At 39.2% G+C, this 25,592-nt stretch carries 28 protein-coding genes; 6 read left to right on the top strand and 22 right to left on the bottom strand.

Going from position 1 to position 25,592, the window contains the following annotated elements; genetic code table 11:
• Positions 1-14 precede the first annotated feature (14 nt).
• The 11 genes from IQ215_RS06530 to IQ215_RS06580 all read right to left on the bottom strand — a co-directional run bounded on the left by IQ215_RS06530 (position 15) and on the right by IQ215_RS06580 (position 10,566).
• On the bottom strand, positions 15-446 hold the full coding sequence (locus IQ215_RS06530; protein WP_193800509.1) for an ATP-binding protein: 432 nt from the start codon (positions 444-446) through the stop codon (positions 15-17).
• A 283-nt stretch (positions 447-729) separates the two neighbouring features.
• Positions 730-1,047: an anti-sigma factor antagonist gene (locus IQ215_RS06535; RefSeq protein WP_193800510.1), complete on the bottom strand. Its 318-nt coding sequence runs from the start codon at positions 1,045-1,047 to the stop codon at positions 730-732.
• Positions 1,048-1,115: 68 nt separating this feature from the next.
• Entirely contained in the window at positions 1,116-3,236 is a 2,121-nt protein-coding gene (glgX, locus tag IQ215_RS06540; RefSeq protein WP_193800511.1) for a glycogen debranching protein GlgX, read from the bottom strand.
• Between the two features lie 45 nt (positions 3,237-3,281).
• Positions 3,282-3,617 (bottom strand): STAS domain-containing protein, encoded by a 336-nt coding sequence (locus IQ215_RS06545; protein ID WP_193800512.1) that lies wholly within the window; start codon positions 3,615-3,617, stop codon positions 3,282-3,284.
• A 62-nt stretch (positions 3,618-3,679) separates the two neighbouring features.
• Entirely contained in the window at positions 3,680-5,500 is a 1,821-nt protein-coding gene (locus tag IQ215_RS06550) for an AGE family epimerase/isomerase (RefSeq protein ID WP_193800513.1), read from the bottom strand.
• Positions 5,501-5,592: 92 nt separating this feature from the next.
• Positions 5,593-6,183 carry a DJ-1/PfpI family protein gene (locus tag IQ215_RS06555; RefSeq protein WP_193800514.1) on the bottom strand — a complete coding sequence of 197 codons (591 nt, stop codon included), beginning with the start codon at positions 6,181-6,183 and terminating at the stop codon, positions 5,593-5,595.
• 136 nt (positions 6,184-6,319) lie between these two features.
• On the bottom strand, positions 6,320-6,766 hold the full coding sequence (locus IQ215_RS06560) for a VOC family protein (protein ID WP_193800515.1): 447 nt from the start codon (positions 6,764-6,766) through the stop codon (positions 6,320-6,322).
• Positions 6,767-6,853: 87 nt separating this feature from the next.
• Entirely contained in the window at positions 6,854-9,067 is a 2,214-nt protein-coding gene (locus IQ215_RS06565; RefSeq protein ID WP_206688530.1) for a nuclear transport factor 2 family protein, read from the bottom strand.
• A gap of 61 nt (positions 9,068-9,128) precedes the next feature.
• Positions 9,129-9,704, bottom strand: a complete 576-nt coding sequence (locus IQ215_RS06570; protein ID WP_193800517.1) for a hypothetical protein — start codon at positions 9,702-9,704, stop codon at positions 9,129-9,131.
• Between the two features lie 36 nt (positions 9,705-9,740).
• The gene (locus tag IQ215_RS06575) at positions 9,741-10,082 is read right to left on the bottom strand and encodes a carboxymuconolactone decarboxylase family protein (RefSeq protein ID WP_193800518.1); all 342 of its coding nucleotides are present in this window, start codon (positions 10,080-10,082) and stop codon (positions 9,741-9,743) included.
• A 91-nt stretch (positions 10,083-10,173) separates the two neighbouring features.
• Positions 10,174-10,566: a nuclear transport factor 2 family protein gene (locus tag IQ215_RS06580; protein WP_193800519.1), complete on the bottom strand. Its 393-nt coding sequence runs from the start codon at positions 10,564-10,566 to the stop codon at positions 10,174-10,176.
• A gap of 519 nt (positions 10,567-11,085) precedes the next feature.
• Between IQ215_RS06580 and IQ215_RS06585 the strand changes: the two genes are divergently transcribed.
• Entirely contained in the window at positions 11,086-11,499 is a 414-nt protein-coding gene (locus tag IQ215_RS06585) for a nuclear transport factor 2 family protein (RefSeq protein ID WP_193800520.1), read from the top strand.
• Here IQ215_RS06585 and IQ215_RS06590 read toward each other — a convergent pair.
• Positions 11,496-11,945 (bottom strand): YybH family protein, encoded by a 450-nt coding sequence (locus tag IQ215_RS06590; protein ID WP_193800521.1) that lies wholly within the window; start codon positions 11,943-11,945, stop codon positions 11,496-11,498. The genes IQ215_RS06585 and IQ215_RS06590 overlap by 4 nt on opposite strands.
• A gap of 11 nt (positions 11,946-11,956) precedes the next feature.
• Positions 11,957-12,634, bottom strand: coding sequence for a hemerythrin domain-containing protein (locus IQ215_RS06595; protein ID WP_193800522.1), 678 nt, complete (start codon positions 12,632-12,634; stop codon positions 11,957-11,959).
• Between the two features lie 181 nt (positions 12,635-12,815).
• On the opposite strand from IQ215_RS06595, the gene IQ215_RS06600 reads away from it, so the two are divergent.
• Positions 12,816-13,526: an SDR family NAD(P)-dependent oxidoreductase gene (locus IQ215_RS06600; RefSeq protein WP_193800523.1), complete on the top strand. Its 711-nt coding sequence runs from the start codon at positions 12,816-12,818 to the stop codon at positions 13,524-13,526.
• A gap of 74 nt (positions 13,527-13,600) precedes the next feature.
• On the opposite strand, the gene IQ215_RS06605 is transcribed toward IQ215_RS06600, so the two are convergent.
• From IQ215_RS06605 to IQ215_RS06620, 4 genes are all read right to left on the bottom strand, one after another.
• Positions 13,601-14,833, bottom strand: coding sequence for a Vgb family protein (locus IQ215_RS06605; protein WP_193800524.1), 1,233 nt, complete (start codon positions 14,831-14,833; stop codon positions 13,601-13,603).
• Positions 14,834-14,931: 98 nt separating this feature from the next.
• The gene (locus IQ215_RS06610; RefSeq protein WP_193800525.1) at positions 14,932-15,564 is read right to left on the bottom strand and encodes an NAD(P)-dependent oxidoreductase; all 633 of its coding nucleotides are present in this window, start codon (positions 15,562-15,564) and stop codon (positions 14,932-14,934) included.
• A gap of 38 nt (positions 15,565-15,602) precedes the next feature.
• Positions 15,603-16,670 carry a DUF4432 family protein gene (locus IQ215_RS06615; protein ID WP_193800526.1) on the bottom strand — a complete coding sequence of 356 codons (1,068 nt, stop codon included), beginning with the start codon at positions 16,668-16,670 and terminating at the stop codon, positions 15,603-15,605.
• A gap of 142 nt (positions 16,671-16,812) precedes the next feature.
• Positions 16,813-17,583: an SDR family NAD(P)-dependent oxidoreductase gene (locus tag IQ215_RS06620; protein ID WP_193800527.1), complete on the bottom strand. Its 771-nt coding sequence runs from the start codon at positions 17,581-17,583 to the stop codon at positions 16,813-16,815.
• Positions 17,584-18,093: 510 nt separating this feature from the next.
• Between IQ215_RS06620 and IQ215_RS06625 the strand changes: the two genes are divergently transcribed.
• Entirely contained in the window at positions 18,094-18,918 is an 825-nt protein-coding gene (locus IQ215_RS06625; RefSeq protein WP_193800528.1) for a carbohydrate ABC transporter permease, read from the top strand.
• Positions 18,919-18,946: 28 nt separating this feature from the next.
• On the opposite strand, the gene IQ215_RS06630 is transcribed toward IQ215_RS06625, so the two are convergent.
• Positions 18,947-20,377 carry a TolC family protein gene (locus tag IQ215_RS06630; RefSeq protein WP_193800529.1) on the bottom strand — a complete coding sequence of 477 codons (1,431 nt, stop codon included), beginning with the start codon at positions 20,375-20,377 and terminating at the stop codon, positions 18,947-18,949.
• A gap of 155 nt (positions 20,378-20,532) precedes the next feature.
• Here IQ215_RS06630 and IQ215_RS06635 point away from each other — a divergent pair, with 155 nt between their 5' ends.
• The 3 genes from IQ215_RS06635 to IQ215_RS06645 all read left to right on the top strand — a co-directional run bounded on the left by IQ215_RS06635 (position 20,533) and on the right by IQ215_RS06645 (position 21,935).
• Complete coding sequence (locus tag IQ215_RS06635) at positions 20,533-21,324, top strand: carbohydrate ABC transporter permease (RefSeq protein ID WP_193800530.1); 792 nt, start codon at positions 20,533-20,535, stop codon at positions 21,322-21,324.
• A 58-nt stretch (positions 21,325-21,382) separates the two neighbouring features.
• Positions 21,383-21,706, top strand: coding sequence for an STAS domain-containing protein (locus IQ215_RS06640; RefSeq protein WP_193800531.1), 324 nt, complete (start codon positions 21,383-21,385; stop codon positions 21,704-21,706).
• An 85-nt stretch (positions 21,707-21,791) separates the two neighbouring features.
• Positions 21,792-21,935 (top strand): hypothetical protein, encoded by a 144-nt coding sequence (locus IQ215_RS06645; RefSeq protein WP_193800532.1) that lies wholly within the window; start codon positions 21,792-21,794, stop codon positions 21,933-21,935.
• 15 nt (positions 21,936-21,950) lie between these two features.
• Here the strand turns inward: IQ215_RS06645 and pth are convergent, their stop codons facing one another.
• The 4 genes from pth to rpsB all read right to left on the bottom strand — a co-directional run bounded on the left by pth (position 21,951) and on the right by rpsB (position 25,379).
• Complete coding sequence (pth, locus tag IQ215_RS06650) at positions 21,951-22,547, bottom strand: aminoacyl-tRNA hydrolase (RefSeq protein ID WP_193800533.1); 597 nt, start codon at positions 22,545-22,547, stop codon at positions 21,951-21,953.
• Between the two features lie 155 nt (positions 22,548-22,702).
• Positions 22,703-23,563: a hypothetical protein gene (locus tag IQ215_RS06655; RefSeq protein WP_193800534.1), complete on the bottom strand. Its 861-nt coding sequence runs from the start codon at positions 23,561-23,563 to the stop codon at positions 22,703-22,705.
• A 129-nt stretch (positions 23,564-23,692) separates the two neighbouring features.
• Positions 23,693-24,355 carry a translation elongation factor Ts gene (tsf, locus tag IQ215_RS06660; RefSeq protein ID WP_193800535.1) on the bottom strand — a complete coding sequence of 221 codons (663 nt, stop codon included), beginning with the start codon at positions 24,353-24,355 and terminating at the stop codon, positions 23,693-23,695.
• A gap of 226 nt (positions 24,356-24,581) precedes the next feature.
• Positions 24,582-25,379, bottom strand: coding sequence for a 30S ribosomal protein S2 (gene rpsB, locus IQ215_RS06665; RefSeq protein ID WP_193800536.1), 798 nt, complete (start codon positions 25,377-25,379; stop codon positions 24,582-24,584).
• Positions 25,380-25,592: the final 213 nt, after the last annotated feature.

Below are 25,592 nucleotides of genomic sequence, written 5' to 3' on the forward strand. Positions count from 1 at the left end.
TTAATAGATTACACTTAATCTCTGTGATGATACACAGTTAATATATTAATATTTTGTTGCTCAATCCTCTGATAAGAAAAATCGTCCACCCCATCAAAGGCGAGAAAAATTCCCAAACCACCTATTTTGCGTTCTTCTATGGGTTTTTGTACTACCTCCATTTCCGCATCTATTTTATTGGTGGGATTAAAAGGAATACCATTATCTGTGATGGTAATTATCAAGGAATCTTGAGAAATATTTGATTCTAAGGATATATCTTTTTTGCCATCATGATCATCAGCATAGGCATAATTAGCAATATTGGTCGCTAACTCATCTACCGCTAATCGTAACTTATACATAGATTTTTTGTCTAACCCTGCCATTTTTGCAACTTTCATGACATATTCAGCAATGGGTTTGAGGGAATCTAAGTTAGCGGGAACGGTTAATGTTTCGATCATGACTTTTAATAGAAGTAGAGGGGTTTTTAAATTGCAAACTCCGTTACTTTACGAGTCTAATTAAAAAGGGATAAACAAAACTTTTTGAGATCGTGTCTAACCCAGATTAATTATTGTTGAGTAACTGTTAAAACCATAGAGAAAGTAGGATTATTAATCTTTTCTTTCCCATGGGTAATAGTAAATCCGATAAAGTTGGTCATCTTCCACTGTGTAATGGATAAAGATTAATGGTTCAATGAATTGAACTTTTACTTTAATGGACGGATTTGGTCTAAATCAATTATGCAAAGGTTTCTTGAATAATTAAACTGTGATGTAAACCAGTCTTTTCGATGGTTTCGATGATCATTTCATCAGCGCCAACTACATAGACATCAACCCCTGCTCCCATTTTTTGTTTGGAAAACACCAATACCCGTAAACCAGCACTGGCCATGAATTCTAAATCGTTCATGTATAAGACTAATTTTTGGGGTTCGGCGGCGGCGGCTTCTTCGATTTTGGTTTTGAAGTCGGCGGCATTGCTACCATCTAATTCCCCTGCGAGGGTGATTTTGGCGATTTCGTTTTCTACGGTCAAAGTTAAATCTAATGCCATGGGTTAAAACTCCTATGTGTTAATAAATTCAAAGGTTAAATTGTCAAAGATAGCGGTCAGGTTGTCAATTATTTGCCCACTAAAATAACTGTGGAGCGATCGCCCACTAACATACCATACTGATCTTGTAATACAGGTTCAGATCCAGGAGTCCAACTATCTTCGGGGGAAGCCATAGCAGTATTGGCGAATACGTGCCATTGAAGCCCGGGGGGAAGTTGGGGAATCTCGAACCAGAGGGCATCCCAATAAACATTGGTGGCGACATAGATATAATTGTCCTCCACGGTGCCACCCTTGGCGTGTTTACCACACAACATAAAGGCGATGGCTTTGGCATCTTCCGACCAATCAGCGTTCCAGGCTTGGGTACCATGCCAAGAAATATCGGCGTAGCCACTGCCCACATAATCACGGTTTTGGAAATGCCAAGTATTACGCAATACGGGGTGGGCTTTGCGGAAGTTGATGCAGTTTTTGGTGAACTGGAATATATCGTTATTTTGTTTGAGTAAATCCCAATTGAGCCAGTTTAGTTCGTTGTCGTGGCAATAGGTGTTATTGTTGCCATATTTGGTGCGCCCCATTTCATCCCCCATCAACATCATCGGCACTCCTTGGGATACCATCAACAGGGCGATCGCATTTTTAATTTGACGATGACGCAGGGCGTTGATATATTCGTTGTCGGTTTCCCCTTCCCAACCGCAGTTCCAACTATCATTATCATTACTACCATCATTGTTATTTTCCCCATTGGCTTCATTGTGCTTCCCGTTATAGGAAACCATGTCCATGAGGGTAAAACCATCGTGGGCGGTGATGAAGTTAATGGAGGTAGCAGGCGCCCTTCCCGCCCCTTCATAGAGATCTGGCGAACCCTGTAACCGTTGAGCCATTTCCCCTACGGTGGTATCCGCCTTGAGAAACTTACGGATGGCATCCCGATATTTACCGTTCCATTCTCCCCATCTGCCGTAAGCAGGGAAAGAACCCACCTGATATAAACCCCCTGCATCCCATGCTTCAGCAATGAGTTTACATTTTGCCAAAATAGGGTCAAAAGCTAAGGTTTCGAGCAGGGGAGGATTAGATAAAGGAGCGCCCCAGGGATCTCGACCTAAAATGGAAGCAAGGTCAAACCTAAACCCGTCAATGTGGTATTCTGAAGCCCAATAACGGAGACAATCAAGGACGATGCCACGGACGATGGGGTTATTACAGTTAAGGGTATTACCGCAACCACTAAAGTTGTAATAATAACCCTCGGGGGTAAGCATATAGTAGGTTTTGTTATCAATGCCTCGGAAAGAAATGGTGGGCCCCCGTTCGTTGCCTTCGGCGGTGTGGTTAAATACCACGTCGAGGATTACTTCAATGCCATTTTTGTGTAATTCCTTGACCATGGCTTTGAGTTCGTCCACCTGCATCCCAAATTTACCTGTGGCGGCGTAACCTGCCTTGGGGGAGAAAAAGCCCACGGTGCTATATCCCCAGTAGTTATAAAGGGTTTCTCCAGTGGTGGGGTTGGGGCGACTGTTTTCAAATTCATCAAATTCATAGACGGGCATCAGTTCGATGGCATTGACCCCTAATTCTTTGAGGTAGGGAATTTTGTCCCGAATCCCTGCAAAAGTACCCCTATGGCTTTCTTTGATGGCGGAGGATTGATGTTTGGTGAAGCTACGGACGTGCATTTCGTAGATAATCTGATCCTCGGGGGCTATTTCTAAGGGGCGATCGTCTTCCCAGTCAAAATCATCAAAGGCTATGCGCGCTCGATGGTGGTACATATCATCCCAGTCAGGGGGAGTTCCCCACACATCACGTCCGCCAATAATTTTGGCGTAGGGATCTAGTAATACCTTATTTTTATCAAACCAGTGACCTTCTTGGAAGTTATTCGGGCCATCCATACGATAACCATATTCGATGTTTTCATAGTCCAAATCAAAGACAATCATCGAGTAAACATTACCGATTCTAAACTCATCAGGAAAGGGTATCTCTCCAAAAGGTTTAGGGGCGTGTTTTTCAAATAACACCAAAGTGCAGGAGGTGGCATGACTAGAGAAAATAGAAAAGTTTACTCCCCCCGGCACAAAGGTGGCACCAAAAGGGGCAGGGTTTCCTCGTCTTAGTTTAAATTTCCCATGGGTATGGGTTGGGTGGACATCAATTCTTTGCATTGTTATTCTTGCTTTTAATTTTTGCAGTTAGGAAAACGGTTAAACCTATCCTTCTAGTTGTTTTTTGGCATCATCAATGGAATCACTGACGGTGAAAAAATCGAGGAATCCTGTCACGGACATGGTATCTTTGATGTCTTCCGATAATCCCACCAAAATTAATTGAGCTTCTTTGGCAGTGGCTTGGCGGTAGGTAGAAAGTAAAATCCTCAGCCCTGCGCTGGACATATATTCTACCCCTGTCATATCGAGAATAATTTTGGCGTTTTCGGTGACTAGGGGAACAATGGTTTCTGTCACTTCTGAGGCAACGGAGGAGTCTATATCTCCTTGAATGGTGGCAATTTGTAGATCGTCTTTTTTCTTAATATTGATTTCCATTACACAGGTTTAATAGTTTGGACAAAAGAGAATGACAGGTATAGTACCTGTCATGGATGTTTCTATACAGGGGCGATAGTTACTTTTACTTTGACTCGGCTGTCGGTTTTGGGTAACTTCACCGTTAAGGCATCGGCATCAAAGTTGCTGTAGGGTTCACCATCAATTTCTACTCGTTCAATTTTGATACTACCCGAGGGTAAAATATCGGGGGATACCCTTAAAATATCGTCTTCAAATCCGCCAGGGATGGGTTTAAAGTAGAAGTCCATGGGTTGCTTAACTACCAAGAGATTGGTATATACGGCGGCAAGATAGCAAAGTTCAAAGGAGTGATAACCACTCATGGAGTGACTTCCTTTACCTCTTTCGTTACCTCCTGCAAGGAAGGGAATGCCGTTGGCTAGGACGTTGAAGTAAACTCCACCGTCTTCTAAATCCAAGAACCAAGCGTTATAGAAAGCAGATGATTCACGGGCAAGGCGATGGTAGTCTTGATCATCTAGTACCCCCGCAAGGATGAAGTAAGCGAGGATCATTTGTTCTTGTTGCCACCAGGGTTTGCGATCGTGCCATACATAGCGATGATATTTTTCTCCTTCGGGAACGATTCTTTCTACTACGTCATAGCATCCGCCCCGTTGGCGATCGCTCCCGTGTTCGTTCATCAAGTCAGCAATCTTTTTGGCAAGTTCCACATATTCATCTTTTGCTTTGAGGCTTTGCATCCTCATCAAATTCCAGGCAATTTTGTAGTTATGCCCTACTACACCCCTGTCCTGTTGCCATCCCCAAGTTTTGTCGGGAGTCCAATCTTGATAAAATTTCTCCTGTACAAAGGGACTATTACCAAAATCAGGGAAATATTTGGCAATGGTGTCAAAGGTATCTTCCAACATATCAGCATACTCCTGTTTGCCCGTAGCTAACCAGAGATTGATCAAATAGGCAGGAGCATGATCCCCCACGGAGTTCCAATTTTTACGCCCTTTATTGCGTCCTAGGGTGTCGCTCAGGGGGTCTAACATGATGGGGTCTAGGTGAGAAAAATAGCTACCATGTTCCCCTTTATCTAAGAAAAATTCGTTAAACAGCTTGATGGTTTTTTCGGTATCCTCCATGATGCGACGATCGCCCGTACAACGGTAGGTTTGAATGGGGCCGGCGAGGGCGTAGATTTGTTCATAGGCAGGAATAGCATCATAGTCATCCCCAAATTCCGAAGCAAATATTTTCTCTTCACGATCGCCATTAACATCAATACCATGATACCAATAAACAATTCCCTCATCGAGATCCTCAAACTTCATATGTTCCCGTAAATATTCCGTTCCCCTTTCCGCCGCTTTGAGGAAACTATCATTACCCGTCATCATAAACGCCGTAGCAAAACCATATACTAAACGAGAAATAGTATCGGTTTCCTGACGGAAGCTGGTTTCTGATTGAATCCCACTAATAGAAAGGGAGGTTCTATATTTACGATAGTCAAATTCCCCATCCCCAAATTGAGCTTTGAGATAAAACTTACCTAGAGCATTGATTTGGTTAATCCACCAATTTTGTTTCTCAAAGACATAATCATTTTTCTTGCGTCCTGCAAAAACAATCTGCTTGGCATCAAAATATTCACTATCGGGATAAAAAACGCCGTAAACAAACAAAAAGCGCCCAACTTCCAACATTGAACGCATATTACCTGTGGCATCGGGATAAGCCTCATCAAAATTTTGAATCAACTTGGCATAGGCCATGGGGCTAATTTTTACTTTAAATTCTCTCTCGTCAGAGGTTTTGATGGTAAAAGAATCATCATTAGAATTATGGCTAGTTACGTAACCCGCAATCAAATCAGAAAAGGGAAAATCAATGGAAATGGTCATTTTTAGTATCCTATTTTTCAGGTAAATAACATTGTTTTTTGCAAAAAATAGCAGTTTTTACACTACATAAAAAATTTAAATATATTAGGGTTTTATTTTTCTATTTCTGCTAAAAAAGCATCTAAAAATTGATCTACAACCCCCGGATGTTTCCCTGTAATTAAGTTATCATCAATAACTAAATCAGCGGTTACATCTCCTTCATAAACCACATCGCCCCCCGCATTTTCCACATCACAAATAATGTTATGGGCGCAGGTCACTTTTTTTCCTTTTAATAAGTCAGGATCTGCACAAAATAACCATAAACTATGGCAAATTGTTCCTAGTTTGGCTTGGTTTTCTTGCACCGCTTTTCTTAGAAATTCCACCGCAGGAGCGGTATTTTTTTGACCTTTTTTAACACTCACCTGATAGCGTAATCGATCCATGGCGTAAGCCCCGATACATATAATACCTTTATAGTCAGAAGGTTTAACATCATTGATTTCTGTGGTTACGGTGGCATGGAATTCGATTACATCATTTTCAGGGTTAGAACCGAATTTTAAAGATTCATTACCCCATAAGTGTGAGATATATTCTACTTCGTAACCATGTTCGGGAAAGAACTCATTAAAACGCTTATATTCGGTGGCGTCAAAATGTTCTTCAATAATTACAGCTATTTTTCCTTTAGACATTGTTAAATTGAAATATTTTTGGTGTGATAATGAGAGTTATTGTTGTTGGAATTCTAGGTAACTTCCCGATAACTAGAAAATAAATGTAACAATTCTTAATTTATTTTAATAATTACCGTGGAAGCTATTTTGATGACTAAAAATCACCCTGTAAAAGTTCAACAAAAGTTCCATCAGGATCTTTAAAACAAACAATCTTTACCGTTGTGCCTGGAAGTAATTTAGGTTCAGAAATAAATTCAATTCCTTGGCTTTTTAGGTTTTGATAATCTGCTTCAATATCGGTGGTTTTCAGACACATTCTGGCGATGCCTGTATGGTATAGGTGGGGATAGGGTTGCCCTGTGGGGCTAGGATTTTTGAACTCTAAAAGATCGATACGAGTGGCACTAGGATTATCTCCTAGGCGTAGATGTACCCCCCGAATGTCTGCCACGTCCATACCGAATGCTTCTGCCATTTCTTTGCTTTCCATGCCTTCTCCAAAGTCAAGGATGACCTGAAATCCTAATTTTTTATAGAACTCTAAGGAGCGCTCTAGGTTAGTACAGTTAATATTGAAATGAAATATTCTCTCGATCATATTAAGGGATGGGTTTTGTTTACTGGAACTGGTTTGGCTAGAAGGTGCGCTGGGGTTAGGGGTGATATTCGAGATTGGTTCTTGCTTTCAGGGGTTTTCCTCTGAGGAGAGCATTTGCACCAAGTCACTGAGGTTCAATCCTTTGAGATAACTTCTTAGTTGTTGCCAGTTGAAGTTATTATTACCATTGTCGCTTCCGTTATTATGAGGGAGAGGGATATATGTATTTTCCGAATGTACTGACCAACGGGGACCGGCGATCGCCCATTTCGGTGTATATCCTTGTCTAACTCTTTCTTGCCCTTGGGGATGTTCGGTGAAAAACTTTTTCATCACATCTGTGGGCTTATATCGAGAACCCTGTTTAAGAGTCATCACCGAAGAAGTATCACTCACAGGAATACTAGCATTACCCACGGGGTTAGCATCCATAAAGATTCTCAATTCGGCTACCTTTTCCCCTTCAAAACGGAATATATCAGCACAGGGCAAAGTAACTAAACTTCCATCCTTGCGCCAATACATAACATCCATTTCCACAATTACCACATTTCCCGTTTCCCACATCATCTTAATGTCATGGTATAAAGCCGAAACCTGACTAAAGAAATACTTAACAGATTCAAAAATTGCCCCCTTATCCAAACAAGGCTCAAAATTACCAAATTGATATACAGGATTATCTACAAAAAATTCCGTAAATCCTTGGGAATCAAAAGCCTCTCCTCTGGCAAATAAAGCCGTCACAATTTCGGTTTTACGTCCTGGCAAAGTTTCCAATAATCCCGATTTAGGATTATTCAAACCACTATTAAAAGGAGTATTTAAATCCGTGGCAGACCAACGGGGACCTGCGATCGCCCATTTTGGTGTATGACCTTGTAAAACTCTTTTTCTTCCGAGGGGATTTTCAATGAAAAATCGCTTCATGGCATCCCCGGGTTGATACCGTTGCTGATTAGCTAAAGTCATCACCGAAGAAGTATCAGCCACAGGAATAGTGGCATCCCCCACGGGATTCGCATCCATAAAAATTCTCAATTCTGCCAACTTCTCCCCCTCAAAGCGACAAATATCAAAACAAGGCAAGGTAACCAAACTACCATCCTTGCGCCAATACATAACATCCATTTCCACAAAAACCGTGCTACCCACTTCCCACATCATCTTAATGTCGTGGTACAAAGCCGAAACCTGACTAAAGAAATATTTGACAGATTCAAAAATTGCCCCCTTATCCAAACAAGGCTCAAAATTACCAAACTGATAAACAGGGGTATCGGTAAAAAATTCAATAAACCCTTGGGAATCAAACGCCTCTCCCCTAGAAAATAAGGCCTCAACCAACTCAGTACGTTTACCCGGGATAATTTCGCTAGTGCTACCCCCATCCCCAGATAAAGATAAACCATTACCCATCATCAACTTGATGATATTTTCCTTAACTTGATTAGAAGCCCCAATACTATTAATTAAATCTGCCACAAAAGAACTTCTTTGCCCCGCCAAAGTTATTTGATCATCATGGACAAATGTATAGGCGGTTCTTTGGGGAAAAGGCTTAAAATGCTTAATGTAGGAGCGAGACTCTTGGGCGAGATTTTGATAAGAATTGGACTCCAAAAATAAAGCCGCATCTAATTGACTAGCAAAAGCAATTTCTAAAGCCCCATGGTATTGCTGACCGGGTATTTCTGTATGGACAACCTGCCCCGCAGAAGGACGAGAACTATCAATTTCCTCGAACAAATGAAGACGACATTTAAGAATATAAGGGCTACTAGAAAAAACCGGTACAAGACGTTCTTTAACAAACCGTCTAAATTCGGCAACCCCTACCCCGTCAGCCTTACGGATCATCGTATGATATTTAACTAGATCTTGCTCTCCATTGGGACAACCATCGGGAATTTTATCCACATAAGTAATAGAATTACCAGGATTGGTATTGTATCCGATCGCCTTGCTAAATATATTATGTTCATCATCCATCAAAATACCGGCGGCCTTAAACCAAGTATCTCTCTGGGCAGGGGATGTAAAAGTTAGTTCGGCAATACCATCAAACTGCTCCTCAGGGGCAGAACCATTAATGGGATCATCTGGCATATACCAAAAGCCCCCTTCATTGTGGGCCACATGAAATTGCCAGTATTGATGTTGTCCTGGCAACCGAGCGCACACAGGGCCATGAACATCTTTCCAATAATTATCAAATAACTCTACAGATATACCTTTCCTTTTCCACAATAGGACATAAAAAGATACCTTACCCTGTTGATCTCGACTAGAATAATCCATGGATACCATTAATTTTTTTCCTCAAAATTGACTACAATAATTGTTCAGATTGGGCAAACTACTAAGCGGTAGTAATTAATTCAATCAAAGATTCAGGAGCAAACACATCCCGATAGAAGGTCAACTGTTCAGTTTTGAGATAACAAGCCCCCCGATGCCCCCGACGAACCCAAGTTACATTACCTTTGGCAAGGGTTTCATTGGTTTCCAAATCAACACATTTCCACTCAAAAAAAGTATGTTCCCCAGAAAACATCACAATGGGCCAACACATGGTGACACCAGGTTGAGCAATTAAAGCCCACCAATGTTTTTCCCTCTCTTTTTGTTCGTCCAAACCATAATAAGGACCATCTTGACAAAGATAGATCAAGTCATCTCGATATTCTCCTGTTAAAATATCTCCTCTACCCTGTCGCAGAGCTTCACAGTGGGTAGGCCACCAGTCCTTATTTTCCTGCTCAATTTGCTCTAAAGTATAGCTAGAATCGATGTCAGGTAGGCTACTTTCCTTGAGAGTTAATATTCTTTCAGCCTCTGCCACTAACTTAGTGCCTAGTTCGGGTGATACTAATCCTGGGCGAGAATAATTAGCAGATAAATCTTTATAATAGTTAGTTCTTTTCTTTTGCGGCATTTTTTGAATTTTTACTCCATTTTAGATTTCTTGAAACTACTCAGAAAACATTTCTTTTAATACTCCAAAACAACCCGCCGCTTTATTAAAACCAGCATAAACACACATAAAAAGTAATAGTTCTTCTATTTCTTCTTTTGTTGCTCCTTGCTTCATTGCCATATTTACATGGGCGGCAAAAGGACTCCCTGGACCGGTTTGGTCTTGGTTGACTACGTCAATGGCGATGGTGATTAAAGCCTTGGTTTTCTGATCTATTAATGGTAAACCCCAAGCCTCTCCAGCTACTCTAGTACAAAAATCACCAAATTTGGGATTTATACCTGCTAATCCTGCTTGTAAGTCTTGATCATCTAATACTGCGTTTTTGTATGTCATAAATTCTGACCTTATCTGAGAATATAAATCTGATTTTTACCCAGACTCCTTTCTATGGGATGGAATCTGAGCATATTTTGTTAATTTCTTTTTATTTTTGCTTGTCGTAGTAAGGTTTCATGTCAACGTAAACGCGCCATTCATTTACTTTGTTATCTTTCATCCTTAATACGTCGGTACAGGCAAAGTTTAAAATTGACCCGTCTTCAAGGTATTTATAATGGGCTTCAAACTCAAAAATAACTTGATCTGATTCGGGTAAATCTATTACCTGTCTGATGTCGGGGGTTTGCATTTCTACTTGAGAGTACAAACCTTGAAGGGTTTTGGTGACATTTTCTTTTCCTTTTATTTCTTCTCCTGAGCCAATGCGGTAAAAAACATCGTCTGCTAAACAGGCTTGGAAGGAATTCCAATCTTGATCCAACATAGATGAAAACATTTTTTCGCAGGTTTCTCTGTTTGCTGATTTCTGTTCTGACATATGAACCTCGTTTCTAATAAATGTTGAACTCTATAAAGTTATCTATAACTCTGGTTATAATGATAGACCAGTTTTTTTTATTTTTTATATTAAAAAAATGTTAAGAGTTTTCTTTTTAAAATATTAAGAAAAAATAATTTTTGTATCACTTTTGTTAAAAGAAGCAGGGGTTAAATTTACCTTGGTGTTAGTTGTGATTGTAAGGGACTTTCCCTTGGTATTTATATAGGATTTTAATTTACTGGTTAACACCTTAAACTTTTATTGATTATGGATTATGGTCAATCTTTTGGACGAATATTGTAGGGAATGCTGACCATAAGATATTATTTATTTATCAATCTATAATCATATCTTAAATTTGATCATTTATCTTATTTTGTTTATAAGGGGTTAAGGGCGCTGATTATTATTTCTTTATTTTTGATTTAAGGATTAATGTGAAAATACTACCTATTTTTTGTGTTATCTTTTAGAAATATTTAAAGTCTTGCTTACAATTTAACGAAATTACTTACTATGACTAATATAGATAAAAATCAAAACCTAGAAGTTGTCAAAAGTTTTTATGCGGCTTTAGGAAAAGGGGATATTCCCACGGTGTTAAGTATGCTCACTGATGATGCACAATGGGATATGCCTCACCCTCGGGAAATTGTTCCTTTTGGTGGTGTATGGAGTGGAAAGGGGGAAGTGAAGAAGTTTTTTCAGGTAATGCACGATACAGTTAAGGTTAAGGGTTTTGATTTACAGGAATTTCTTGCCGATAAAGATAAGGTGATAGTTATTGGCAAGATGAAGGGGGTTGCTATTCCTACGGGGAAGGAATATGAAAATGATTTAGTGGCAGTGTGGACGGTGGAAAATGGTAAGATTAAGGGGATGCGAGATTTTATGGATACGGTTCAAGGTATAGAGGCTTTTACTACTTAGAAGTTTTTGGGTAATTTAAAGGCGTTGCCCGAAAGTTGTGGTTCTTCTATGTATGAAAAATGGTAAATTCTTTGACTAAATAACCATTGATTATCTTGATAAACTAATTTATCTTGGTAAATTCCATAGTTTTGAAACCCTTTTCCTTGATGGCTTCTGCCTATTTCGCTCATGCACCAACGGGCGATCGCCTCTTGTCCTTTAATTTCAATAACCCCTGTATGTACCATTTGCACAAAAAATTCCCAATTATCCAATAATTCAGTAAAAAGATTACCTATATTTTCTTTTCCTGTTACCACCATATCCATGGGGGGATTAAGTGTCCACACCCCCTCAGGTAGCCATAAACTCATAAACAAATCTCTATCACCCACATTAACCGCATCAGCAAATTTAGCCACTTGAGATTTAATGAGTTGCTCTTGCTCAAATTGATTATTCATCAACTCACCCCTTAATTATTAATTAGAAAAAAAGGACTCATAGAAATCCATTGTTCCTTCCATTGATTAGGGATTAATTCCTGCGTAATAACAGGGGGGAAAACTTCCGCCATAACTTCCCGTTCATCGGCAGGTAAATTAAATAAAATAAAAGGAATAACTAAATAATCAGGATTGATATGTTGTCCTGCATACTTACCAAACTCTAAACACAATTGTGCTTGTTGTTCCAGATTAATTAGTCTCGCCACATTCTCATCATTCAAATATTGTTCTTCTAAAATATAGTGTTCCGCCCATAAACTTTGGATATTTTCTAAACTTTCCCTTAAATTATTAACCTTAAGTTGATTATCAAAATCATTATTAATACCTTTAATAGCATCTTCTAACTTATCCAATAAAGGAATTAATTCTTCATGTTGTTTCGCTAGATCTTCATAGGGCATAGAAAATTTAGACTCTTTAAAATAGGGAAAAATTTTATCATCTTCCACAGTATGATGGGAATGGAATAGGTTAACTAAACTATTTAAATAATTAATAAATCCTTGTTTATATTCTTTGTTTAAATTACTTTCATTATTTATTTTTTGACATACCTTAATACTATTATCGATGGCATAAGTTAAAACAAAATGTATTCTTTTTATATCCTGAGCAACGGTACTCTTAAAATTAGATTTCATAGTATTTTAAAATTATTTTCTTAATCATTTAATTTCCTTTCCTCAAAAACATATTACCATAACAATCTTGAGATTTATCATAAATTAATCTTAATATTTTTTTCACGATCTCAAGGTAAAAAAAAGTAGTTAACTGTACGATAATTATAAATAATATAGATCAAAAACTAAGGAGAAAAAAATGGGGAAACTAGACAATAAAATAATTTTGATTGCTGGTGGTTCAGGCAATGTTGGAGAAGGGGTTGTTCCCGTATTTCTAAAAAAAGGAGCAACGGTAATTGTACCTTCAAGAAGAAAAGAATCATTGGAAAAGTTAGCCCAATCCCTTGGAGATTTGGCCACCGATAAATATATTCCCATGGTAGGAAATATCGGAACTTTAGAAGGGGCAGAAAAACTAAAAAATGAGATAGTCGAGAAATTTGGACACCTAGATGGGGTTTTAGTATCCTTAGGCGGTTGGTGGACAGGTAATAAACCTTTAACAGAAGTTGATTTAGCCACTTGGGAACAATATTTAAACAGTAATTTAACTTCTCATTTTCTCTGTGCTAAAACCTTCTTACCCTTACTCGCAAAAAACCCCGGAAGCACTTACACCCTATTAGGGGGGACTGCGGCTGAATTACCGTTGGCCAATGTTAGCCCCGTAGGAATCACTGCCGCAGGACAATTAATGATGGCAAAAATCGTCATGGAAGAAATGAAAGGTAGTGGGGTAAGAATTAATGAAGTAATTATTCAGGGTATGGTAAAAACCAAGGTGATGGAAGCCTATAGCGAACCCAATTGGATTACTCCACAACAGATAGGAGAATTTACTTCTTGGTTAGCTTCCGATGAAGCGGAGATGATTAGAGATAGTATTTTACACATTAATCAAAAATAATTTGCTTTTAGAATATTGACCCCAAAATGTAATCATGTAGGGTGGGTATTTCCCACCCATAATTTGTTTGATAATTAACCAAAAGGACTACTACTAGCTGCTAAGGGTGCAGTTTCTGCCCCAAAAGAGTTATCAAATCCTGCGGGAATTAATGATGGTGAGAGACTCTCAGAACCTCCTAAACTACGGCTGAAGATGGTTTCTAGGAGAGAAAGGGCATCATCATAGGTCATAATAGATTGAGAAGCATCAGAAAAACCGATTCCCCCCGGATTATTTAAACCGCCACTACCTGAGGGAACAAAAATTCCCCCATCTACGGGGTTGCCACTAGAGTCAAATTTAACAATCTGACTACCATTAAAGTCGCTAACATACAGATTTCCTTCCCCATCAAAAATCATTCTTGAGGCGGAAGTTAAACCCCCGTTGTTATTGGGAGGGACAAAAAATCCTTCGGATTGCCCTGTAAGAGCATCAAACTGTTGAATGGTAACAGGACTACCATCAAGACTAACAAAAGTGCCATTGAGAAATAGTCGGTTATCTGGGGTAAAGGTTGAGCCAGAAGGAATTTGAGGGGCAAATTCTGGAGAGATAAACTGTTCGACTGCTCCGCTTTCTAGGTTATAGCGTATGATACTGTTATCGTTGAGAACGCTACTGATGTATAAATTGCCATCGGGACCAAAATTTAACCCTGCAGCAATTAAATCTCTGCTGGTGAATGGGTTGGTTTCAATGATTGTTGCTTCGTAAGCACCTGTTTCCCCGTCAAATTTTTGAACTCCACCGCCACCGAGTCCACTGATATAGAGGTCGCCATCAGGTCCAAATAGTAGATCTTCGGGAAAGTTTAAGCCATTGGCGGTAAGGTCAAAGCCAGAAATAAATTCTCCTAAAAATTCTCCTGTGGTGGCGTCATATTTTACGATTCTGCCGTATCGGGTATTTTCGGGATCGTTGGCGTTGACTTGATAGCCTTGATCGTTGGCGTAGAGAATACCATCTTTGAAGGTGATACCGGAGGAAAAGAAGATCGATTCTTGATTTTGAAATCTTTGGGCAAAGGCTCGAGCAAATATGCCAAAGTCAGATTCTACTTCTGTGCCTTGGGGTACAAAGTCTCTGATAAATTGTCCCGTGGTGGCATCGTATTCTAAGATGCTTGAATAGAATGTACCTGCTTCAAAGTTTGGGCCTGCGGAGGCGATGTTTAGGTTTTCATCAAGAGTAATTAGGACGACGGGGCCAACTCCAAAGGTGTTGTTAACGTTACTGACATACAAAGACAATTCTGGATTCATATGATTGAATTCCTTTTTATTTATGCTGATACTAAATTTTAGTGTCTTTTTTCTAATACAAAATATTTTTTTATTTTTTCTTTAAAAAACGAAATATTTTAGTAGGTTATTAGGGGGGTTTTGTGAAAGTGAGTGGGGTTTGTTAGTTGTTTTAGGATAAAGTCGGCTACGTCTAAACGGGATATTTTTCCTGCTTTGATCCCTGTTAAATCGTCAATTATTTGATATTTTTGGGTTCTTTCACCGTCGGTGAGGAAGCCGGGGCGAACTATTAACCAATCTAGGTTACTTTTTTTGATGATTTCTTCTTGTCGATCTTTATCTTGGTAGATTGTTTTTAATAGAAGGGGGTTTAAGATGCGATCGTACAAAAAGCCTCCATGTCCTTTTGTTTCCCCTGCTCCTATGCCACTGACGGAGATTAATTTTTGGGGGTATGATTCTGATGCCATGGCTTGTAGGACATTTTTTGAACCGATGGAAAAGACATCTACGGGTTTTCGGGTGGGGGGAATACCGATACAAATACAAATAGCATCTTGATTTTTGACTATGGCTTGGACTGCTTCAGGATCTCGAATATCCCCTTGAATCAGCGTTAGGTTATCGTTTTCGATGGTTATTTTGCTGGGGTTTCTGAGTAGGGCGGATACTTGATGATTTTCTTCTAGGGCTAGAGTTAGAAGGTTATACCCAACTCCTTGGGATGCTCCGATAATTGCTATTTTCATAATTGTTTTGAGGGTGGGTTGATGATTGGGAGATATTTTTAGAGGTGAACGACACCATCAAGGGTTATTTTTTTGATGTGTGTTGCTTCGTAGGCGGTGGTGACTAAATTTGTTTCGATGATTTGATGGGGTTTCATTTTCAGGGAACTACCGTTTTTGATGGCGGTGTCGATTCCTGCGGGGGGATAGCTGGTAAATGGTTCTAGCCCTAGGTTATAGGTTCTTCCGTACCAAGGATAGTCGTCATGGCCTTGATATACTTGCCACATCCATAGGTATTTAAAAAGGTTATGATCCCATGCCATTCCTAAACCTAGGTTAAGGTTATGATTGTTGATGCCGTACCAACCTTCTTGCAGTTCTTTGAAAAAGAGTACGTCCACTGATTTGGATTCTTTGCCGAGGATTTTGGTTACGTCTTGCATTTGTCCTGTACGGCGATTTTGAGCGTGGGGAAAGTCAAATTCTTTGTCTGTGGTCCATAATCCGTTGGGGTGGTAGGCCATGACTTCGATTTTTTTAGCGGGGGCTTGGACGGTGCAACTGGTGTCAAGGAAGGGTTCTCCAACCACGGGATGATGACCCCACATTATTTCAAAGTCGTGGGGGGAGGTGTTGGTTAGTTTTTCTTTGATAAAGAGGGTGGCTGTATCTTTTTTAAGGGATAGGTGTTTTTCTAGTTTGAGGGGGGATCTGTAGAGGGTTACTTCGGTTTTTAGGGTTACTAATTCTGGGGTATCGGTGATTATTTGGGCGGATACGGGGAGGAGGGAAACTTCTCCGTGTAGTCCTTGATAGGTACCTTTGTAGGGTTCTGAGGACCATCCTGCGGAGGGGAGTATTTCTTGCCAACCGCCGTAGTAGTAGTCGTGGTAAGCTCCTTCGGCTAGGGCGTTGGTGGAGGTGAAGGGGGGACGCATGGCGATGGGGGATTGCCAAAGGAAGTCTATATCTTTTGGTTTGTAGGTGATTTCAAAGATGTCTCCTCCTTTGTCGATGAGAATGCCAATTCTCATTAGATTGTTTTCTAGGAAGGCGACGCGCATTCCTTTGTAGGTGTAGTCGAGGGTAATTCTACAGTCTTGTTTTCTGCCGTGGGTGTACATGATAAGTTTTTTTCGGTGAGAAAATATATGATGGTTAGGTTTTGATTAGCTTTTTGGCTGGGACTGGAGATAGTGAGATTGATGGTTAATCTCACTGGGGTTTTATTTGAGTTATGGGATTTTTGATATGGATGGAGTGTTTTTACCAGTCTTCGAGGATGGCGGTTAGTCCTCCGTCCACAAATAGTTGAGTTCCTGTGATGAAGGAGGCTTGGTCACTGGCGAGGAAGGTACAGGCGTGACCGATGTCTTCTGGGGTGCCGATACGTTTCATGACTTGGCGTTCTTCTACTTCTTTTCTGACGGCGATGGGGTCGTCATAGCTGTTGAATAGGTCTTCTATGAGGGGGGTGAGTACCCATCCTGGGGCGATCGCATTTACTCTGATCACTGGACCATAATCTAGGGCCATGTTACGGGTAAGGGCGGTAATTGCTCCTTTGGAGGCACAATAGGGGGCTGTACCTTTGGCGGAGGCGTGGGCATGGACGGAGGACATATTGATAATGGCACCTTTACCGATTTTTTGCATATGGGGAATGCAATATTTTGAAAAGAGAAAATATCCTTTTAGGTTGACGGCTAAACAGCGATCCCATTCTTCGCTGGTACAGTCAAGGACTGATTTATATGTACCGATACCGGCGTTGTTTACTAATATGTCTATTTGTTTATAGATGGAGATGGTTTGTTCTACCACTGCTTTGACGTTTTCTTCGTTGGAAACATCACATTTGATGAAGGTGGCATCTCCCCCTTGGGCTTTGATGGCGGATGCGGCTTCTTCTCCATCTTTTGCTCCGTTGGCTACGATGATGACTTTTGCTCCTTCTTGGGAAAATACTTCGGCTACTCCTTTACCGATTCCTTTTGAGCCTCCAGTTACTATGGCTACTTTATTTTTTAATTTCATATGTTTAATTTCACAACCTAATTAAAATCCTTTCCAACTTAATTTCTACCTCACATTTATTGTTTTGAGTCAAAATTTACTGAATTTTTAATATTTGTTTTATGTTTCTTGAGTTATTTTATTTATAATTGGATTTGATTTTTTTTTATGATGGTGATTAGTCTATGGGGGTAAACTTATTGTAGTAATAAATATATATTGCTATGTTCTATTTTGAGGATAGGGGCGATCGCCCTTAGCAACAATCACTATGGCAAATAGTTTCGAGAGGGTAAGCCATTGATGGAGTTATCAATTTGATTAACGATTAATTATTTATGTTTTACTCAAGATGGTTAGTTATGGTCATCAAAACCACAATGGACTATAATTTTTATGACTTTGTTTATTCCGTTTCCATGGGTTATCTTTATAAATATTTGTTATTAATAAATAAGAGATAAAAAAGAGCATTATTTTTAATAGTTATTTTTAAAACTTCTATAATAAAAAAATAAACTTTAATCACCAATGAAAAATCCATTTAAAATTACTATTTATTATTTAATATTAAGTGTAATTGCGATCGCAATGCTCTTTCCCCTTCTGTGGTTACTAGGAACATCATTCAAATCGGCAGGGGAAGATATTTTTAGTTTCCCCCCTAACTTTATTCCCGAGCAATTCACCCTCGAAAACTTTATCTCAGTATGGCAAAACTACCCCTTTGAAACCTATCTTTTAAACAGCATAATAGTAGCCATTTTAACAGTAACCTTTAACCTTTTATTTTGTTCCTTGGCAGCCTATCCCCTAGCAAGACTAGATTTTCGAGGAAAAAAAATCATTTTTATTCTCATCGTAGCAACCATCATGATACCTTTCCAAATCGTGATGATTCCCCTATATATATTAACCGTCAACTTCGGTCTAAGAAACAGTTACCTAGGAGTTATCCTACCCAATCTCGCCTCAGCATTTGGCATTTTTCTTTTAAAACAAGCCTTTGAAGGAGTGCCGAAAGAATTAGAAGAAGCCTCCCGAATTGATGGTTGTAGTGAATTAGGTATCTGGTGGCACATCATGTTACCAGCCATTCGCCCTGCTACCGTCACCCTTGCTATCTTCGTTTTCATTGGTGCTTGGAGTGATTTTTTATGGCCCCTCATTGTCTTAGATCGTCCTGCCTACTATACTTTACCCTTAGGAGTAGCCACTTTAGCCAGTTCTTTAGATCTCAATTGGCGCTTAATTGCTGCGGGTTCAATTATTTCCATTGCCCCTGTGATGATACTATTCCTTTTCCTACAAAAATATATCATTCCCAGTGACGCTAGTAGCGGAGTAAAAGGTTAGGGGAAATTATTGAATATCCCCCATTTTCCTATTCCCCTATTTCCCCATCACCATCCAAATCATATTCCCCCACTGCCCTTTGTAAACGATTGAGGGATTGGTTATAACCGATAATAGCTTGTAAAAAGTTGCCCCTAGCCTCCGTTAAAGCCCTCTGAGCATTAATAACGTCCGTTTGCGTACCCACCCCCGCTTGAAAACGTAACCGAGCTAACCTGAGGCTTTCTGTGGCGGTGATGGCAGCTTGTTCGGTGGTAGCGATATTATCTTTATTGGCCATCAAATCATTGAAAGCTGTTTCTACCTCTAATCTAATAGCACTTTTGCGATCGTCAAAATTACTTTCCTCGATGGTGGCAGAAATTTCCTCTTGTTGGGCATTAGCTGCACTTTCTCCCCCATCCACAAAACGCCATTGTAATCTAGCACCTATGTTGTAACTATCACTATAACCCGTAATGCCTAGGGGACGACTATCGGCAAAAGCCGTATTAAAATTATAATTAGCAAATAGATTTACTTGGGGTCTTCTTTGGGAAAGGGCGATTTCCCGATCTTGTTTATTTATTTCCCTTAGGGCTAAAATTTGATCTAGTTCTTCCCTATTGGCATAGGCCAAAACAATACTTTCTTCAAGGGATAAATCCCATTCCCCTCTTTCCTCTACTTCGTCAGCGGAGGAATATTCTACGGTTTCGGGTACTCCAATGATTCGGGCTAATTCCCTACGGGCATTTTTTTGATCTGCCATGGCTCTAGTAAGGGCTTGATTAGCGTTGGCTAAATCTACTTCTGCTTGTAGTACATCAAAACGAGTTCCTAAACCTGCTCTTTCTAAAAGTTGAGCATCCCGAAGGGTTTGGGTAAAGTCTTCTACGGCAGCTTGAGCGATATTTACTTGGGCATCGTTGTTTTGCAGTTGATAATATGCGGTGGAAACGTCAAAGATGGTGTCTTGAGTGATTCTATCTACTTCCAATTCACTAACCCTGATTTCTTGTTGGGCTCTGTTGATAGTGGCGGTAATACGTCCTCCTGTGGAGAGTCTATAACCTACTTCTACTCCTGCTCCTGCTCCAAAGGTGTTGGTATTCCCTAAAAAATCTTGGCTAGGGTTGCCTGTTTCTGTGATGTCGGCAGTACCATCTACGAATACTCTTTTTTGGGCTTGGGCGGCTCGGAGGGATTCTCTCGATCTTTGTAATTCTAAGTTTACCCTTTGTAAGTCTCTATTGTTTTCTAGGGCTATATCAATGGCTTGTTGTAGGGTTATGGAGGTTAAGTTATCTATGCGTACTTCTTGGGGTTGGCTCGGGCGTAATAGTTGCTCACGAGTGTTATGGGAGGTGTTATTAATTTCGTTGGTGTTGTTGGATTCTTGGGCTGATATGTTGCCGCTCCATCCTAAACTAAAAATTAAACTACTTAGAACCAAATTTAAACCCTTTTTATAAAACATTACCATCTAAAAATGACTTTCCACAGTGATTATATGTCATTTTAACGGTTTTGGTGTTGATTCAGGGCTGATTATGTTCAGAATTATTTTAGGATATATATCAAAAGCAGTTGTGTTTTTTTCTTTGACTGTTGGCAATGGTAGTGGAGTTTTTGATGGATAAATTTTTGAAGATCATTAGTTTTATGGTTTTGATGGTGGGGGTGGTATTAATTTTATCTCCTCTGTTTGTGGTGTTATATACTTCTTTTTCGGCTGGGGGGGAGAGTGGTGGTTTTACTTGGGAGTTTTATCGTCAGGCGTGGGAGATGGGAGATTTTGTCTTAGCTTTTTTTAATTCGGGGCTAGTGGCGATCGCCGTTACCTTTTCACAAATTGTTACTTCTGCTTTAGCGGGATACGCCTTAGCAAGATTACAATTTCAAGGCAAAAATTTTATTTTATTATTAATCATAGCTACCCTTGTTATTCCTATTCAACTATTAGTAATTCCTATTTTTTTAATCCTCAGAAATGCCCATTTAATTAATACCTATTGGGCGTTAATTTTACCTAGTGCCGCCAATGGATTTGGTATTTTTTTAATGAGACAATATTTTTGTACCATTCCCCTAGAATTAGAACAAGCCGCAGAGTTAGACGGGGCGAATCGATTACAAGTTATTTGGCATATTCTATTACCTCTAGCTAAACCTGCGGTTATCACCTTATTTTTGTTTACCTTTATTGGTGAATGGAATGATTTATTTAAACCCCTAGTTTTTACTAGCAATCCTCAGTTAAAAACTGTTCAACTCGCCCTTGCTTCTTTTCAAGAACAATTTACCAGTAATTGGTCATTGCTAATGGCGGGAGTTGTTATTGCAACTATTCCTGTGATTTTGTTGTTTATTTTGGGACAAAAACAATTTATCGAAGGAATTGGCACTACAGGGCTGAAAAATTAAGTATTTTTACGGTCAATTTTAGTTAAAATGTACAATAGAGAGTGTCTATAGATTGAAAATGTTACCTAAAATAAAAGTTTTAAGACCTGAAGGAATTTTTGATGGAGTCAAAGCCAATGAATTTCGACAAGACATCAACAAGTTAATCGGTGATGGGGTAATTTATATTCTGGTGGATTTTAAAAAAGTCACTTTCATGGATAGCTCTGGTTTGGGGGGATTGGTTCAGGCTCTCAAAAACATACGGAGTGCTAATGGACGTTTATTTCTCATGTCCCTCAATGAACAAATTAAAATGTTATTTGAATTGACTAACATGGGGCAGGTTTTTGAAATTGTTCAAGATAAATCAGAGTTAGGGACTAAGTTTTCTAATTCCTAGTTACCATGAATTATTCAAATTTTTGGTTGCGTCTTGGTGGATGACTATCTTAGTATAGATATAGATACAAATCTTTACAATTGATATGATTAATAATCAAAAAAACCAAGAACCTCAATCCAACGAGGAAAATGAGCAGGAGGAAGAGATTCTTTGTCCCCATTGCAAAAGGACAGCCACCAATGGTATTAAGTGCAAGGGAATTTGTGTGGCTGACAGTGATTATTAACCTCTATGTAAAAATTTAATTATAAAGACTCATCGCCTTTTCTACGCCATCCTTTAAACTAAGTTCGATCGCCCCTTGAGTCACTCCCATCAAATCTTCTATAATGGGCGTTTCAGCGGAAGAAAATTTACCTAAAACATGACCAATGGTTTCTTTTTTTCCCTCAGATTTACCAATGCCAATGCGACAACGGGGAAATTTTTGACCTCCTACATGACTGATAATCGATTTCATTCCATTATGACCCCCTGCTGAGCCAGAGAGCCTTAGTCGAATTTTACCCAGGGGAATATCCATATCATCATAAACAATTAAAAGATCATCCAGATTCAACTTATACCAATCAATTACCGCTCTTACTGACTGCCCTGAGCGATTCATATAAGTTAAAGGTTTTAGCAGTCTTACCTTTTGACGATGGGGGGCAATTCCTTCACAAAAAAAACCATTAAACTTGTTGTTTTTTTGCCAACTAAAACCCCATTTATCGGCTAAATAATCAACTATTTCAAAACCAATATTATGTCTAGTTTTGTCATATTTAGGCTCAGGGTTTCCTAAGCCCACAATCAAATTAGGAATAACTATTTTTTTCTGTTTTTCTTCTTTCATGAATCTTATATATCGCTTGAATTAACCACTAAATGAAACTATGATTAATATTAATTTCCATTAGTTATTCGTTATAAATCCCAGTTCTATGGGAATAATTAATCTTTATAATCTACATTTAATTTTCCATTGTCCATTGTTCATTGTCAATTACTTTAGTTTTCATCACTCCAACAACTACGCCACTGAGATTGAGCCTGTGCGATGGCATACAACCTTGTAGTACGTTGATAACGTTTTTGTAAATCCATTAACTTATCAATGAGGGCAATAATTTTGGTGCGATCGCCTCTTAAACCAACATCAGCAAACTCAATTTCCCCCAACCGTAAACAAATAGCCACCACAGGGGTAATATCCTTAATCTCTTTACTAGAAATATCCTCCTTTTCCACCACCAAACTAATCAAATTAGGAGAATCAGCAATACCCTTAGAACTATCCTTCGTCTTCAGAGCCATTTCCAACACCTTAGCAGGAATTTGGGCAGGAAGAATATTATACTCCTTCAATAAATCATTACCCCCCGCAGAAATATCCGTTAAAACCTCTCCCAAACAATCCTCAATTTCCCCATAAAAATGTAAAATATCATCAGGATTTAAAACATCAGAAAAAAGACTTTCTTCCGAATTCAACCCCTCAATACTAGCTTCCAAATTATTAATCTCCTCAGGAGTAACCCCCGTTAAAAACCGAGGGAAATCATTAAAAAGCTGATCATCAGGAATATCAATTTCTGCCAAATAACCAGATAACCTCACCAAAAAATCTCCACCCAAATCCTTAATTTTTCGCTGTAAATCAACCTTTTGCTGATAACTCAAAGCCAAAAAACAATCAGGATACTTTTGAGTACATATTTGATAACTAGCCAACACCAACTGTTTTCCCAACACAGGGAAAAAATGTTCCACATACAATTGATATAAACCATACAACTCCCCAGCCAATAACCTAACCTCAGTATCCAACACCGCCAAATCACTGCGTAACTGTTTGATTGACTTAGCCATAACAACCCATACTCTACATCGATAAACAACAATAGACAATTAAAATCCCCCTCCCTCCCCAAAAGGGAGTAACCATCAGGCAAAGGGGGAAAAAATTATCAAGTTTTCAACCACAAACCAAAAACCTAGCTAGATAGCGCCACCTGTTTGAGCGGCAACTTCTTCAGCGAAATTAGTTTCTTCCTTCTCGATACCTTCACCTAAAATAAAACGAGCAAAACGACGGACTTGAATATTTTCCCCAATAGTCGCTACTTGCTGAGTAATTAACTCCTCAACGGTAATACTTTGATCCCTTACATAAGGCTGAGAAAGTAAACACATTTCGCCCAAACGTTTTTGGATTCTACCTTCTACAATTTTTTCCTTAATGTTATCGGGCTTATTACCTAAATCATCACGGCCCATTTCGATGGCTTTTTCCTCATCCACAATTTCTTGAGGAATATCAGCAACCTTAATATATTCCACGTTAGGACAAGCTGCAATTTGCATCGCAATATTTTTAGCAAGGGTTTGGAAATCTTCCCTTCTAGCTACGAAATCAGTTTCGCAGTTAACTTCCACAATTACGCCAATACGTCCACCAGTGTGGATATAGCTTTCTACAATACCTTCGGCGGCAACTCTACCAGCTTTTTTCTCAGCGGAGGTAATACCCTTTTGACGTAACCACTCCATGGCCTTTGCCATGTCGCCATCACTTTCTTTTAAGGCTTTTTTGCAGTCCATCATCCCTGCATTGGTTTTATCTCTAAGCTCTTTTACTTGCTTTGCTGATATTTCTGCCATAATTAACTACTTTAATTTGTATTAAATCTTAAAAATTATCTTAAATAATCATTACACAAATCGAGTCCCATGCTTTTAGTTTTTCTGGAAACAGGATTTGTTTTTTCAACACATAACGGAAATCAAAAACAAATTTTACTCACCATTAAAAGTATCTAAGTTATAGACACGATCAACAGTAAGTAAAAGTTACATTGTCAACGGTTCAGTTGTCAATCAAGAAAAATTACTCCTCTTCGCCACCATCTTCGGTGTCAGAGTAATCGTCATCATCATAATCTTGATCTTCAACGGTTTCTACAGACTCAAGAAACTCATCTACAGTGCCATCGGCCACGGCTTTACCGTAACGTCCTTCATAAATAGCGTCAGCTAATTTACCGACAATTAATTTGATCGAGCGAATAGCATCATCATTGGCGGGGATAGGTAAATCAACTAACTCAGGGTTACAGTTAGTGTCTAACATAGATACCACGGGAAGATTAAGTTTTTGACATTCCTTAATGGCATTATGCTCACGACGAATATCAACGATGATAACAAGATCAGGAATTCTGTTCATGTCTTTGATACCACCGAGGTATTTTCTGAGTTTGGTTAACTCACGACGTAACACAGAGGCTTCTTTTTTAGGTCTTCTGTCTAAAGCTCCACTTTCTTCGAGGGCTTCTAAGTCTTTGAGGTGAGCAACACGGGCTTTAATGGTTTCCCAGTTAGTTAGCATTCCCCCTAACCAACGTTGGTTAATGTAGAATGCACCACAACGGGAGGCTTCTTGGGCGATGATACCGGCGGCTTGACGCTTAGTACCAACAAATAATACTTTTTTACCACTTTCAGCGGCTTTTTTGACGTAGTTATAAGCCTCGTCCATTAATTGGGCGGTTTGTACTAGGTCAATGATATGAACCCCATTTCTGGCGGTGTAGATGTACTGAGACATCTTGGGATTCCAACGGCGGGTTTGGTGTCCAAAGTGAACACCAGAGTCTAATAGCTCTTTTAAGCTAACTACTGGCATTTGATTTTCTCCTTTATTCGGGTTTATCCTCTATCTAGGCGATTAAAATTTCTCTGTCAGAAACACCCGACATCCTAGATATGTGAATTTTGCAACTTTTCTAGTTTAACTTAATTATGATTTTTTTTCTATTATCTTGAATGGTGAAAATCTTGTTTTGTGATTTTGGTATTTTGATAATTAATTTTGCGATAATATCTTAAGGTTTGTTGA

It is taken from the genome of Cyanobacterium stanieri LEGE 03274 (genome assembly GCF_015207825.1).
GTDB lineage: Bacteria > Cyanobacteriota > Cyanobacteriia > Cyanobacteriales > Cyanobacteriaceae > Cyanobacterium > Cyanobacterium stanieri_B.